Source organism: Pigmentiphaga sp. (assembly GCF_033795525.1).
Lineage (GTDB): Bacteria > Pseudomonadota > Gammaproteobacteria > Burkholderiales > Burkholderiaceae_B > Pigmentiphaga.
Genome location: NZ_JARYGM010000003.1, coordinates 324424 through 337088 on the forward strand (window position 1 = coordinate 324424; position 12665 = coordinate 337088).

A 12665-nucleotide genomic window follows, 5' to 3' on the forward strand; every position below is an offset into this window, starting at 1 on the left:
TGGACGCAAACACGACCGCGCCGGCGCTGCCGCCGACTTGCACACTCATGCCCTCTCCTCAAATGCCGCGATACAGCCAGTCGATCTCGAAATAGCTGTCGCGCGGCCGTTGCGCCAGCAACGCGTTGCGCACGAGGCGGGCGCCGCCTTCGGCATGGCAGACCCGGCAAAAAAAGCGCGAGGTCAGTTGCACCCGGGCCGTGCGCAAGAAACGCGCGGCTTCGTATTGCTGCAGGGCATCAGGCGGCAAAACGGTGCCGGCCAGCGACTGCGCCAGCACGTGCGCGTCTTCCAGCGCCATACAGGCGCCCTGGGCCATGTATTGCAGCGCGGGATGCGCGGCGTCCCCCAGCAGCGTGACGCGTCCCCGGGACCATCCGGGCCGGGGGTCGCGGTCGTGCAAAACCCAATGGCGCTCCTTGGAAACGAAGTTCAGCATTCTGCGGATCGACGGGCTGCAGACCTCGAACATCTGCTCCATGCGTGCCGGCTCGATGGTCTGGATGCGTCCCGCGCGCAGGTCCGGATCCTCGACGACGGCGACGTTGTTCATGACCCGGCCGCCCTTGAGCCTGTATTGGACGAGGTGCAGGTTAGGCCCGACCCACAACACCACGTCGTCCGCATGACTGCGATCGTCCACGTCCTCGATGGGTACCACGCCGCGGTACGCGACCTGCCCCGCCACGCAGGGCGCGCCATCGTCGAGCACCATCGCACGCACGCGGGAACGCAGTCCGTCCGCCCCGATCAGGGCCATGCCCTCGTAGCGGCTGCCGTCCTCGCAGGTCACGGTGACGCCGTCGGCATCCTGTGTGAAGGCGTCGACCGCGCGCGAGGTTTCGATCACCACGCCGGGCTCGTGCCGTACGGCGTCCAGCAAGATCTGGTGCAGGTCGCTGCGATGGATGACGCAGTACGGATAGCCGAAACGCGCCAGGAAGGCGTCGCCCAGCGGCATGCAGGTCAGCTCCCGGTCGTCGATGGCATCCCGGACGCGCAGGTTGCGCGGAAAAAAGGCCTTGTCGGCCAGCTGGCCGGCCACGCCGAACTGTTCCAGCATCCGGTAGGCGTTGGGCCCCAGCTGCAAGCCGTAGCCGATTTCCCCCAGTTCGGCGGAACGCTCCAGAACCCTCGCCCGGTAACCGCGGCGTGCCAGCGCAAGCGCGGCGGCGACGCCACCTATCCCGCCGCCGGCGATCAGGACTTCGCCGGCCTGCCGTGCAGTGCTTGTCTCCATGTGCCTCTCTGGCTGCTTATTCGTTTGATTTATCTTAGGAGCCGCGAAGCGAAGCACTCAATCCGATCAACCTCATACAAGGTATTAAGAAATTGAATTCGGACAGTGTCGATTTTCAGTTGCTGCGGACCTTCGACGCGGTGTTTCGCGCACGCAGCGTCACCCTGGCGGCGCACGCCATGGGCACCAGCCAGCCCACCATCAGCCACAGCCTGAACCGGCTGCGCCAGCTCCTGGACGACCCGCTGTTCGTGCGCGTCAACAACGAAATGCAACCCACGCCCAGAGCGATCGTGGTGTCGGGCCCGATCCGGCAAATGCTGGAGATGCTGGAGAGCCAGGTGCTGGGCACACCGCATTTCGATCCGGCCACGTCCACGCGGGAAATCCGCTTTTGCATGACCGACATCGGCGAGATGTACTACATGCCCCGCATACTGAAGCTGATGGACGCCATCGCGCCGAACATGACGTTCAAGGTCGTATCGCTGACACCGGATCGCCTGGAGGAGGCCATGGCATGCGGAGAGGTGGACTTGGCCATGGGGTATTTCCCTGACCTGACCAAGGACAACTACTACCAGCAACAGCTGTCTACCAGCAGCTTTGTCTGCATCGCGCGGACCGGTAATCCGCATGTCGGCCGCAAGCTGACGCTGGCGCGCTACCTCGAGGCGCCGCACATTTCGGCGCACACGGCCCTGCGAAGCATGGAGGTATTGGAACGTTCCCGGCAAGCGGCGGGCGCCCCGCAACCGCGCATCCGCCTATGCGTTCCGCATTTCATCGCGCTGCTGGGCATCGTGGCGCAAACGGATTTGCTGGCCACCGTACCGCTCGAAGTCGCGCGCACGCTGGCACCGCGCAACGTGCGCATCCATCCGCTGCCGTTCCATTCGCCCGTTTTTCCGCTGCGCCAGCACTGGCACAAGCGCTACCACCACGATGCCCTGAACCGCTGGCTGCGGGCGGCGATGCAATCCCTGTTCCAGCGCAACGAGCCGCCTGCAGCGCTGGCTACGCCAGGCGGACCCGAGCCACGCTGACGCCTACGCGGCGTCTATAGCGTCATTGGTACTCGCTGACACGCACGGCCTGGGCGCTGGAACCGGCATTGCGCGAGACCACCGATCCATTCACGACGCGCACCGGATCGCCACTGCGCCAGGGGTAGGGCGAAGCGCTGTGGAAGGTACGCACGCTGCCGTCGTCCATGCGTACGGTCATCTCGTATTGCGTGGTCGTACGCACTCGTTTCTCGACTTCGTTGCCGGCGAACGCGCCGCCGATGGCGCCCAGCACGGTAAATGCAGTACGGCCGCTGCCACCGCCGATCTGGTTGCCCAGCACGCCGCCTACGACGCCGCCCCCTACCGCGCCTAGGCCGGTGCCGCGGCCCGGCGCCTGGATGGTACGTACGCTTTGGACAACGCCGCAATTGCTGCACGCCGCCGCGACCGGGCGGGCTGGCTCCCGGTAGACCGGCGCCGGCTGGCTGCTTGCCCGCGGACTGCGCTCCGCGGACACCTGCTTCTCGTCTCCCGCCCGCTTATCGGCAGGGGCATATGCCGCCGCCTTGCCGAAATCGCGGCCGCCCACCGAGGGACGGTCCGCCTCGGCCAACGCCTGGTCCGGCGCCGACTTGGCCAAGGGCGAGGGCAGCAGCCCGGTCAGGACGCCCACGCCCACCGCCGACAGGACGATGAGGCTGACCGCCGCGGCAGCCACCAGGGGATGCAGCGCCGCCGCCCCCTTCATGGCGGGAAACGCGCGCGCGAGGCGGCCGCGGGGGCTGGAAGAAAGACGAGAAGAAGTACCTGAAAACATGGTGCTGCTCCGCACGTAAGATTCACGTAAGGTACATCCAAGCCGGTTTCCAGGGTGTTTCCCTGTCCGCGCCGGGACCTGCCTTTGTGTATCGGAATTGACTGAATGTTTCTGCCGGCGGCCGCCAAAGTCTGCCAGAATGGGCCGCATGGAGATCACGCTGACTGAACTCGAAGACGCCATCAATTACTGGCGCGCCCGCAAGCCATCCCAGGGGGAAGAACGCACGCTGTGCGCGGAAGCGGCAGCGCTGGCCGTGCCCTACGCCGCCATGATCATGGGCCGCCGGCGCAGCACGGACGTGGCCCAGATGCCGGCCCCGGCGCAGGAAGCGCTGAGGGCCTGGCTGCAGGCGCGCCGGCCGCCTGCCGCATCGGTCAAAGACTGACGCGGGCCGTTTCGTCCACGACGGCGGCCTCGGCCGGCACCGCGCCGGACGCTGCCAATGCCAGCGGGCCCAGGCTGGTTTTCATGGCAAGGGCCGCTTCCAGGGTAAACAGCCCTTCGGCGACCATGTCGATTACTTCTTGCGGAGTCGCGGTACGCAGGGCCGCCACTTCACCGTCCTGGTTCTCGGGCACGACTTCCGGGCCCAGCACGGTATCGACCACCGTCACGTTCTCGATCTGGTAGCCCTCGGGCAATATACGCCGCACCTGGAACGTCCCGCTGCGGCGCGCATCTTTCAAGTGATGGGGCAACAGGCCGGCTTCTTCCCAGCTCTCGCGGAGCAGCGCGGTCTCCGGCGTTTCGGCCGCGCTGATCAGTCCGCCTACCAGCGTATCCCACATCCCCGGGTCGGTCGTCTTGGTAAACGAGCGCTGGGCAATCCAAAGCTGTCCGCTGTCCGTCCACGCATTCAGGTGCACCGCATGGGTAGCGATGCCCAGCGGCCGCACCGCCGCGCGCTCGATCACCCCGAGGACCACGCCGTCCTCGGCGACGACGTCCAGGAGTTCGTTACGCCAGCCGTTGAGCCGGCCGGCCTCGAAAAGCGCCTGCGCAATACGGGACAGTAATTCGCTGACCGCCGTCCTCCGGTCGTCCGAAGGCGGGGCAGATTCCAGCGCGGGAAGCATCCGTACCATCCCGGTCCCGATCGAGACCTCGTCCTTGAACGGGGCCAGCCATCGGAGCGCGTCCTGGGCCACCCAGCCGCAATCGTGGCCGGCGATGCGCAACCGGTGGGCGCCGGGCGGCGGATCGGACTGCGCCCGGGCCGATATCGAGTCGAATACGTTCATCCAGTTCGTGAATATCCACAATGGGATCCTCATTGTGCCGGAACTCCGGGCCCGGTGCGGAAGAAGCCTTGGTAAGCGAAAGTGAACCGGGTCGGGTCGGGTAAGATGCCGGGGGCGCCGGTCGACGCGCCCATGGTCCAGCAAGAGGAACAGCATGATCGAGCACCCCCGCATCTGCATCGTCGGCGCCGGCGCCATAGGCGGCCTGTTCGCCGGACGCCTGGCCCACGCCGGCAACGCCATCTCGGTACTGGCGCGCGGCCGGACGCTGGAGGCCCTGCGCACGCATGGCATGCGGCTGGAATCCCAGGGACAACGCATGGCGCCGCCTGTCCGGGCAAGCGACGATGCCGCCGAACTCGGCCCGCAGGATATCGTCATCATTACGGTCAAGGCACCGGCGCTGCCTGAAGTGGCGCGAAGCATCGCGCCGATGGTCGGGGCCGATACGATCGTCATCCCGGCGCTCAACGGCATTCCGTGGTGGTTCTTCCTCGCCCCGGGCCAGCCGCTGGCAGGCACGAGGCTGCGCAGCGTAGACCCCGAAGGCGCCATCGAGACCCACCTGCCGCTGCCCCAGGTGCTGGGCGCCGTCGTGTTCGCGTCGGCATCCACGCCCGAACCGGGGCTGTCCCGTCACGCCTCGGGCGACAGGCTGGTGTTCGGCGAGCCGGGCGGCGGGACGAGCGCGCGCGCCGAGACCGTGGCCGCCCTGTTCAGCCGGGCCGGCTTCAATGCATCGGCCAGCGCCGACGTGCGCACCGACATCTGGACCAAGCTGCTCGGCAATGCCTGCTTCAATCCCGTCAGCATGCTGACGGGCGCCCATACGGACGTCATGATCGACGATTCCCGCCTGCACGATCTGTTCGTCGCCATGATGGAGGAGGCGCTGGCCCTGGGATCCCGGCTGGGATTGTCGACGCAAGTGTCGTCGCGCGACCGCATCGCGTTCACCCGCAGCCTGGGCCACGTCAAGACCTCGATGTTGCAGGACGTGGAAGCCGGCCGCCCGGTGGAGATCGACAGCATCCTGGGCGCGCTGGTCGAAGCCGCCGGCGCCATGCGCTTCCCCACGCCAGCCCTGGACGCCGTCTATGCGCTAGCGCGGATGCGGGCGCGCATGCTGGGCCTGTATCCCGGCTGACGCCGGTCCGGCACCAACTTTTCTATAGGCGAAAACCGCCAAAACTTCGCTTGAACCGCGGCCGCCGCCGCAGCATCCTGCCAGCATAACGTCAGTACGTAGCGCCGGCAGACGGCGGCATGCGATGTCGATTTACCGCGAAGTTCCCACGACCGTTCCTTCGTCGTCCGCCCGGTGGCCCCCGAATAACGCCGGCGGCCGTGCCGCGCGGCGGCTGGCCGCGCCACCGTGGCCCCGTTCCTTGCTACGACGCCCCCATGCCGACGCTGACCGCGGCTCTTGGCCTGCGCATCGTCGCGGCTCCGCCTGCCACGCGGTCTGATGTCCCCGCGTCGGATACGCGCACTTTTCAATACGAAAGACCGGAGACTCTCATGAAACACAGTCGCTTTTTCGCCTGCACGGCTGCCATCGTGGCAATCGGGGCTACCGCTGCCTGCGCCAAGGATGACGCCTCGTCATGGCCGAGCAAGCCCGTCCGGCTGGTCGTCCCGTTTCCCGCGGGGGGCAGCACGGACGTCGTCGCGCGCCTGATCGCCGAGCGGCTGGGCCAGAAACTGGGGCAGCAATTCGTGGTCGACAACCGCCCGGGCGCCGGCGGCAACATCGGCACCGATATGGTCGCCAAGGCCGCGCCCGATGGCTATACGCTCACGCTGACCACCTCGGGACCGCTGGCCAATAACAAATACCTGTACAAGTCCATGCCGTACGACCCGGCCAAGGACCTGGCGCCGGTGGTGCTGGTGGGCGAGATCCCGCTGGTCGTGGTCTCCACCGACAAGGTGCCGGCCAAGAACCTGAAGGAATTCATCGCGCTGGCCAAGGCCGCGCCGGGCAAGTATTCGATCGGCAATCCGGGCAACGGCACCATCGGCCACCTGGCCTACGAACTGCTGCGCCACAACACCAAGACGGAGTTCCTCGGCGTGCCCTACAAGGGCGATACGCCGGCCATGACCGACCTCCTGGGCGGTTCCATCCAAGGCATCGTCGCGCCCATCACCGCCTTCATCCCCCAAATCCAGGGCGGCAAGATGAACGGCCTGGCCGTGACCTCCAAGCAGCGCTTCCCGGGTACACCGGAGGTGCCCACGGCCATCGAGCAAGGCTTCGACGTCGAAGCCTCGGTATGGTTTGCCGTGGCCGGTCCGGCCGGCATGCCCCGCCCCATCATCGACAAGCTCAATCGCGAGATCAACCTGGTGTTGGATTCGCCCGAAGGACGCGCCAAGCTCGAGCAGTTCGGTGCAGTGGTAGGCGGCGGCACGCCCGAGGAGCTCGGCTCGCTGATGAAGGTCGAAAGCGCCAAATGGCAACGCGTGATCGAGGCTGCCAACATCCAGCTGGACTGAGGTTTCACCCGTCTGCCCACCCTCCGCCGGCGGCGGGCAGGCAGCGACATCGAGGAAGATCGACTTATGCGGTACATCGCCGTTTGCAATCGGACCGTCCATCCGGCCAGTGTGGCGGCCGGGGCGCGGGCGCCCAGGGGAGCCAGGACATGACCGGATTCGTAACACTGAAAACCGAGGGCATGAGCACCGAGGAAGCCTACCGCCTGATCGTAGGCTGTGTGGCGCCCCGGCCGGTAGCCTGGATCACCACCCAGGACGCATCGGGCCGGGTCAACGCCGCGCCGTTCAGTTCGTACAACTATGTGGCGCACAGTCCCCCCATGCTGGCGGTGAACATAGGCTCGCGCAAAGGCGAGCTCAAGGACACCGCGCGCAACATCAAGGAAACCGGCGAATTCGTGGTGAACGTCGCCACCGAAGCCACGCTCGACCTCATGCACGCAACCGGCGCCGACTATCCGGCGGAGATCGGCGAACCGCAGGCGCTCGGGATAGAACTCGCGCCCAGTGTCGTGGTACGCGCGCCGCGCATACCGGCCACGCCCATCCAGATGGAATGCCGGCTCGAGCACGTACTGCCGCTGGGGCGCGGGCTCAATACGCTCTATATCGGAGAGGTAGTGGCTTTTCACTTGTCCGAGAGCATCTATAACGGCCGCCACGTGGACGCGGTGGCGATGCGGCCGATCGGCCGCCTGGGCGGGCCGTATTACGCGGGCCTGGGCGAGATTTTCCATCGGCCCATGCTGCAGTCGCCCCCCGTGGGCGACTCTTCCCCGGAGCAATCCTAGGCGCTCCCTGATCAAAGCTTATGAAGGATTGAACGATGACGCGCTCATCTTCCGAAACGGACCGGCCAGTGCAGGCCGGGACATTCATCAAGACCGTATCGCCGCACGTGGTGGAGATCCTCGGCACCACGGCGCTGGATTTCGGCGTGCTGGACGCGGAACACGCGCCCTTCGACCGCACATCGCTGGACCTGATGATGCTGGCGGGACGCGCAGCGCGGCTGCCGCTGTACGTGCGCATCCCCGATTTCGAGCCTGCCACCATCCTGTCCACCCTGGACCTCGGCGCGGCGGGCATCGTCGTGCCGCATGTGGATACGGCCGAGCAGGCGGCATTGATCGTGTCCCGGGCGCGCTACCAGGGCGGCGTGCGCGGCTTCTCCAGTTCGCCCCGCGCGGCGGGCTACGGCACCATGAGTTACCAGCAGGCCCAAGAGGCGGGCGACCAGTCCCTGGTGCTGTGCCAGATCGAAAGCGTCGAAGGGCTGGCCAACGTGGAAAGCATCGCGGCCGTGCCTGGCGTGAGCGGGCTTTTCGTGGGACGCGCCGATCTTTCCCTGTCGATGGGCGAGCAAGGCTCGCGCAGCCCCGCCGTGCTGGAAGCCACCGCGCGCATCGTGCGCGCCGCGCTGGACGCCGGCAAGATCGCCGCGATGTTCGTCGGCAACGCCGCCGAGCGCGACGAATTCGCCGCCCAGGGCGTGACCTGGTTCGTAATTGGTTCCGATCAATCCCTGCTGCGCCAAGGCGCGCAATCGGTGGCCGTTGGCGCCGGCCGGCCGCGCGGCTGAAGCGCCCCATATCCAAAAAGGTGAAGCCATGACAACCCGACTACCACGTCCGGCGACCTACGCCGCGCTCTACGAAACCGCCCCGCAGCAAGAAACGGCAGGGGCGCGCACGTGGCTGACGCGCGCGGCCAACTTCGTCGTCGCCGTTTCCCAGGTCGAACCGGGCGCCGTGCTGGCGCGCGACGACAACCCCGACGAGTACTTCGTCTTCGTGCACAAGGGCGGCGCGCGCATCCAGGCCGGTGGCGAGCACATCGACGCCGCGGCGGAAACGCTCACCATCGTACCGCCCGGCGCCAGCCGCGTCGAAGCCACGGCCGCCGGCACCCTCGTGCGGGTGTTTTCCAAGCACGCCACCGATCTGGTCGAGGCCTCGGCCAACAACGCCGTCTATGCCGACGGCGCGCCGGAAGTCGCGCCACTGGTCTCCTGGCCCGACCCGCCCGCCGGGTTCAAGCTGCGCCACTACGTGTTGGCCGACTATGCGCGGCCGGACACCAACATGCGCATCTTCCGCACCACCAACCTGATGATCAACGTGCTCGCCAAGCGCCTGGTGCCGCGCGACATCCACAAGCTCAGCCCCCACAGCCATGCCGATTTCGAACAGGCGTCGCTGGTGGTGGAAGGCACCTACGTGCACTCCCTGCGCTGGCCATGGACGCCCGACATGGACATGTGGAAGGAAGACGAACACGTCGAGATCGGCAGCCCTTCGGTGACGGTCATGCCCGCCAAGGTCGTGCATACCAGCCGCAATGTCAGCGAAGGCGACTGCTGGCTGATCGACATTTTCGGCCCTCCGCGCCTGGACTTCTCGAACAGGCCCGGGCTGGTCTGCAATGCGGACGAATATCCCATGCCCGAGCCGGCCACGGCGTCCTGAGGCAGCCGCCCGGCATCGCGAGCCTGGCCAGCTACAGCTTGGCCAGGTCGTCCGAGATAGCGTGGGAAACTTCCAGCAGCTGGTCCAGGTAGCGTTCGACCACCTGCTCGTTGGTGAGCGTCGAAGCAAACCACGTCATGCCGAACGAGGCGACCACGTGCTTGCCGTCGAAAACCGGCACGGCCAACGTACCGGAGACGGGACGCACCGAGGGATCGCGCAAGGCATAGCCTTGCGCACGCGTCTGTTCAATCATCCGCTGCACCGATTCCCGGTCGCGCGCCGGCGCATCCTCCGGGTTCGTCGACTGCTGCAGCAGCGACAGGATGGTCTGGCGCTCGTCTTCGTCGCAGAAGGCCAGGTAGGCTCGTCCGATCGCCCGGCTGACCAGGCTCAGCCGCATATTGATGGTGGAATGCAGCAGCGACAGCGGGGAATGGGGAATCGTGCTGTAGCGTACGACCATCGCGTCGGTGTCGAACACCGCGATGGCCAATGGCCATTTGATGGCCTCGGTCAACGCATCCAGGCGCGGCCGCGCGGCCTCGACGATACGCGGCTCGCTGTGATAGCCCGAGGACAGCGTATTGACCAGGGACGTCAGGTAGTAGGCGCCATACTGCGGCGCATGACGCACCAGCCCCTTGGAGGCCAGGGACTCGAGCAGCCGGATGAGGGAAGGCTTGGGTATGCCCGTCTGCTTATACAGCACATCCAGCGTGGACACCGGCTGGCGGTTCAAGGCCTGCAGCAGTTCGATCGTGCGAACCACGGCCTGAACGGGCGGGAATGACGGCACGGCGGGCCTCCGTGGCGAAAGGGCGCTGGCCGGCGATTATCGCATCGTCCCGCCGACCAGCCCAGGAACCCTACCCCGCGCGGCGGGTACCGCCCTTGACGAACACGCGCTTGCCGGTATCGTGCCAGACCGCCCGCTTCTCGTCGTCGGTCAGCAGCACCGACGCGTCGATCATGCGCTGCACCATCTCCTTGTAGGTACCCGAGGAGGTGCCGATGTCCGAGCCCCACATGATGTGGTCGGCACCGAACATGTCGACGGCGCGGCGCAGCACCTTCTCGGCCGGCACGTCGGCCTCGCGGTACTCGTCCAGGTTGATGGAGGTGAACTTGAAGAAGATGTTCTTCTCGTGCGCCAGCTTCTCGAAACGCTCGTCCAGCCCGAAATGCTCGCCTTCGGTCGCCTCGGGTTCGAGCAGGTGATCGAGCACGATGCGCACGTTCGGATAGCGCCGCGCCAGTTCCACGATCGCCGGCACCGAGGGGCCGCCCCCGCCGATGGCCAGCACTTCCAGATCGATGACCAGGCCGAATTCCTCGGCCACGTCCCAGGTCTTGAGCGCCTGCGGCGAGTTCAGCCACGGCATGCTGCCGTCGGCCTCGCGGCCGCCGAACAAGCGTACGCCGGCCAGGCCGTGCTTCTCGATGTAGGTGCGCACCAGCCCCGGCGTCGCGGAGTCTTCCGCGTCCAGGATCACTACCGCCGAGAAGATGTCCGGATGGGCGTCCGACGAATCGAGGATGTAGCTGTTGTCGTAGCGATAGATCATGCGCTTTTGCACCGCTACGGCGCCGTCCACGTTCTCTTCCTTCATCCAGACCAGCATGCGGCTGACGTCCGGCACCTCGTTGATGGGGTTGGGACCGTGCTTGCCGCCCGGCTTGCCGATGACCCCGGGCGGCCGCGGGGGCGCGCTCGACGGACGGGTCATGGGATTGCGGGGATAGCGGACCTGGTCGTCCGCCACCAGATGGGCGTGCGAATCGAACAGCAGCGGCCGGCTCGAAGCAACGGTCGCCGTCGGGTCTTGCTTAACTTGGGTCATATCCAACTCTTCTGTATTGACTGCAGTAGGCAGGGCGACTTTATCGCCATGGCTGGACGCCCGCACCCGGTTTTCTTAGACTTTTCGCTAGGAGAAAAGCTGTTTTGCACTGCATCCGTGATGCATCGAATGCGTAACTCCGGTGTGGCGGCGCCAGGGCGCAAAGCCGTTTCAAGCGAGATTCGATATGTGCGGCGAAGCCGCTTGCATGACTTGAGAATATTATCGATAATTAATCTCATTACGACCCCTGACGCGGTGGCCTGCCCGCCGCAACGTGCCTGCCATGTACGTTTGTGTCTGCAACGCGATTACCGAACGCCAGGTGCGCAACAGCGTGGCATCCGGCTCCGTCACCTTGGCCGACCTGCAATTCGACCTAGGCGTCGCCACCTGCTGCGGCTCGTGCGCCGAAACGGCCTGCCAGTACTTGCCCACGGGAGCCAGCGGCTGCGAACACGCCTATGAAGCCGCCATGGACCAAGGGGGCCACCCCGCCGCGGTCGAAGCCGGTGTGTCCGGTGCCTCCACGCGCCGCTTCCCCGTTCACGTCATCGCCAAGGCAGCGTAAAAGGGCGCCCTTCCCTAAGGGCGCCGTTCCGTCGCAGCAAGCGGTCACTCCGGCTCCGAACTACCCCACGTTTCGCAAACCGTTCTCATAGCGGTTTCGCTTGTCGCTTTTCTAGCCCATTACAGACGGACGTGCGGTCTGCCGACCATACGTCCAACAATGCTAACCTTGCACCATCCAGGAATCTGCAGGGGAAAAGCATGAAAGGCGACAAGACCGTCATCCAGTATCTCAACAAGCAGCTCACCAATGAGCTGACCGCAATCAACCAGTACTTCCTGCATGCGCGCATGCTCAAGCACTGGGGCCTCGGCAAGATGGGCAAGCACGAGTACGACGAGTCCATCGAGGAAATGAAGCACGCCGACCGCCTCATCCAGCGCATCTTCATGCTGGACGGGCTGCCCAATCTGCAAGACCTGCACAAGCTGCTCATCGGCGAGAACGTCCCCGAAATCCTGGATTGCGACCTCAAGCTCGAGCTGGCTTCGCAAGCCACGCTGAAAGAGGCCATCGCCTACTGCGAAAGTGTGCGCGACTATGTATCCCGGGATCTCCTCCAGGACATCCTGGACGACACCGAGGAACACATCGATTACCTGGAAACGCAGATCGGGTTGGTCGACCAGGTTGGCATCCAGAACTACCTGCAGTCCCAGATGGACGAACACGGCGATTGAGCCACCCCCCGTCCCGAATTGCTTCAAGCCCCGCCAGCCGGGGCTTTTTCTTGTCCGCGCCGGGATGACACCGAATGGCGGAATACAACTTGCTGGCCGCTGGTGTCACCTATAGGAGGCGTCCATGGCTATCACCGGCGGCAGCAATCCCATTTCCAAGCATATCGACGACATACTCAAGGATGAGAACCGGAAAATGCCCGCGGCGGACTTGCCCCGCGAGGAAAAGGACGCGCCAGGCGCCGGGGGTGGCGACGAGTTGGAACCGGAGGACGGCGACGGAGAC

14 protein-coding genes are annotated in these 12665 nt (G+C 65.8%); 9 read left to right on the top strand and 5 right to left on the bottom strand.

From position 1 onward, the window contains the following. Positions 1-58: 58 nt before the first annotated feature. Positions 59-1240 carry an FAD-dependent monooxygenase gene (locus tag QHC78_RS10110; protein ID WP_319744033.1) on the bottom strand — a complete coding sequence of 394 codons (1182 nt, stop codon included), beginning with the start codon at positions 1238-1240 and terminating at the stop codon, positions 59-61. A 92-nt stretch (positions 1241-1332) separates the two neighbouring features. Between QHC78_RS10110 and QHC78_RS10115 the strand changes: the two genes are divergently transcribed. Continuing rightward, the gene (locus QHC78_RS10115; RefSeq protein ID WP_319744035.1) at positions 1333-2286 is read left to right on the top strand and encodes a LysR family transcriptional regulator; all 954 of its coding nucleotides are present in this window, start codon (positions 1333-1335) and stop codon (positions 2284-2286) included. 22 nt (positions 2287-2308) lie between these two features. On the opposite strand, the gene QHC78_RS10120 is transcribed toward QHC78_RS10115, so the two are convergent. Continuing rightward, complete coding sequence (locus tag QHC78_RS10120) at positions 2309-3067, bottom strand: outer membrane lipoprotein (protein ID WP_319744037.1); 759 nt, start codon at positions 3065-3067, stop codon at positions 2309-2311. Positions 3068-3215: 148 nt separating this feature from the next. On the opposite strand from QHC78_RS10120, the gene QHC78_RS10125 reads away from it, so the two are divergent. Beyond that, complete coding sequence (locus QHC78_RS10125; RefSeq protein WP_319744039.1) at positions 3216-3455, top strand: DUF3717 domain-containing protein; 240 nt, start codon at positions 3216-3218, stop codon at positions 3453-3455. On the opposite strand, the gene QHC78_RS10130 is transcribed toward QHC78_RS10125, so the two are convergent. Next, positions 3445-4344, bottom strand: a complete 900-nt coding sequence (locus QHC78_RS10130; protein WP_319744041.1) for an NUDIX hydrolase — start codon at positions 4342-4344, stop codon at positions 3445-3447. The two genes, QHC78_RS10125 and QHC78_RS10130, sit on opposite strands and share 11 nt — an antisense overlap. A gap of 121 nt (positions 4345-4465) precedes the next feature. Here QHC78_RS10130 and QHC78_RS10135 point away from each other — a divergent pair, with 121 nt between their 5' ends. The 5 genes from QHC78_RS10135 to QHC78_RS10155 all read left to right on the top strand — a co-directional run bounded on the left by QHC78_RS10135 (position 4466) and on the right by QHC78_RS10155 (position 9284). Further along, a complete protein-coding gene (locus QHC78_RS10135) occupies positions 4466-5458 on the top strand; it encodes a ketopantoate reductase family protein (protein WP_319744043.1) in 993 nt (330 codons plus the stop codon). A 374-nt stretch (positions 5459-5832) separates the two neighbouring features. Continuing rightward, the gene (locus QHC78_RS10140; protein ID WP_319744045.1) at positions 5833-6813 is read left to right on the top strand and encodes a Bug family tripartite tricarboxylate transporter substrate binding protein; all 981 of its coding nucleotides are present in this window, start codon (positions 5833-5835) and stop codon (positions 6811-6813) included. Positions 6814-6962: 149 nt separating this feature from the next. After that, positions 6963-7607: a flavin reductase family protein gene (locus tag QHC78_RS10145; RefSeq protein WP_319744047.1), complete on the top strand. Its 645-nt coding sequence runs from the start codon at positions 6963-6965 to the stop codon at positions 7605-7607. Between the two features lie 35 nt (positions 7608-7642). Continuing rightward, entirely contained in the window at positions 7643-8398 is a 756-nt protein-coding gene (locus tag QHC78_RS10150) for an HpcH/HpaI aldolase family protein (protein WP_319744048.1), read from the top strand. Between the two features lie 28 nt (positions 8399-8426). Then, positions 8427-9284, top strand: a complete 858-nt coding sequence (locus tag QHC78_RS10155) for a hypothetical protein (protein WP_319744050.1) — start codon at positions 8427-8429, stop codon at positions 9282-9284. Positions 9285-9315: 31 nt separating this feature from the next. Here the strand turns inward: QHC78_RS10155 and QHC78_RS10160 are convergent, their stop codons facing one another. Further along, the gene (locus QHC78_RS10160; RefSeq protein ID WP_319744052.1) at positions 9316-10083 is read right to left on the bottom strand and encodes a DNA-binding transcriptional regulator; all 768 of its coding nucleotides are present in this window, start codon (positions 10081-10083) and stop codon (positions 9316-9318) included. A 70-nt stretch (positions 10084-10153) separates the two neighbouring features. Next, positions 10154-11128, bottom strand: coding sequence for an amidohydrolase family protein (locus tag QHC78_RS10165; RefSeq protein WP_319744054.1), 975 nt, complete (start codon positions 11126-11128; stop codon positions 10154-10156). Positions 11129-11414: 286 nt separating this feature from the next. On the opposite strand from QHC78_RS10165, the gene QHC78_RS10170 reads away from it, so the two are divergent. Together QHC78_RS10170 and bfr are read left to right on the top strand one after the other, a co-directional pair. After that, positions 11415-11699, top strand: coding sequence for a (2Fe-2S)-binding protein (locus tag QHC78_RS10170; RefSeq protein WP_319744056.1), 285 nt, complete (start codon positions 11415-11417; stop codon positions 11697-11699). A 200-nt stretch (positions 11700-11899) separates the two neighbouring features. Then, positions 11900-12379 (top strand): bacterioferritin, encoded by a 480-nt coding sequence (gene bfr, locus QHC78_RS10175; RefSeq protein ID WP_319744058.1) that lies wholly within the window; start codon positions 11900-11902, stop codon positions 12377-12379. Positions 12380-12665: the final 286 nt, after the last annotated feature.

Coding starts and splice junctions, on each gene's coding strand:
- QHC78_RS10110 (WP_319744033.1), bottom strand. CDS start 1,240: ATGGAGACAAGCACTGCACGGCAGGCCGGCGAAGTCCTGATCGCCGGC.
- QHC78_RS10120 (WP_319744037.1), bottom strand. CDS start 3,067: ATGTTTTCAGGTACTTCTTCTCGTCTTTCTTCCAGCCCCCGCGGCCGC.
- QHC78_RS10125 (WP_319744039.1), top strand. CDS start 3,216: ATGGAGATCACGCTGACTGAACTCGAAGACGCCATCAATTACTGGCGC.
- QHC78_RS10130 (WP_319744041.1), bottom strand. CDS start 4,344: ATGAGGATCCCATTGTGGATATTCACGAACTGGATGAACGTATTCGAC.
- QHC78_RS10135 (WP_319744043.1), top strand. CDS start 4,466: ATGATCGAGCACCCCCGCATCTGCATCGTCGGCGCCGGCGCCATAGGC.
- QHC78_RS10140 (WP_319744045.1), top strand. CDS start 5,833: ATGAAACACAGTCGCTTTTTCGCCTGCACGGCTGCCATCGTGGCAATC.
- QHC78_RS10145 (WP_319744047.1), top strand. CDS start 6,963: ATGACCGGATTCGTAACACTGAAAACCGAGGGCATGAGCACCGAGGAA.
- QHC78_RS10150 (WP_319744048.1), top strand. CDS start 7,643: ATGACGCGCTCATCTTCCGAAACGGACCGGCCAGTGCAGGCCGGGACA.
- QHC78_RS10155 (WP_319744050.1), top strand. CDS start 8,427: ATGACAACCCGACTACCACGTCCGGCGACCTACGCCGCGCTCTACGAA.
- QHC78_RS10165 (WP_319744054.1), bottom strand. CDS start 11,128: ATGACCCAAGTTAAGCAAGACCCGACGGCGACCGTTGCTTCGAGCCGG.
- QHC78_RS10170 (WP_319744056.1), top strand. CDS start 11,415: ATGTACGTTTGTGTCTGCAACGCGATTACCGAACGCCAGGTGCGCAAC.
- bfr (WP_319744058.1), top strand. CDS start 11,900: ATGAAAGGCGACAAGACCGTCATCCAGTATCTCAACAAGCAGCTCACC.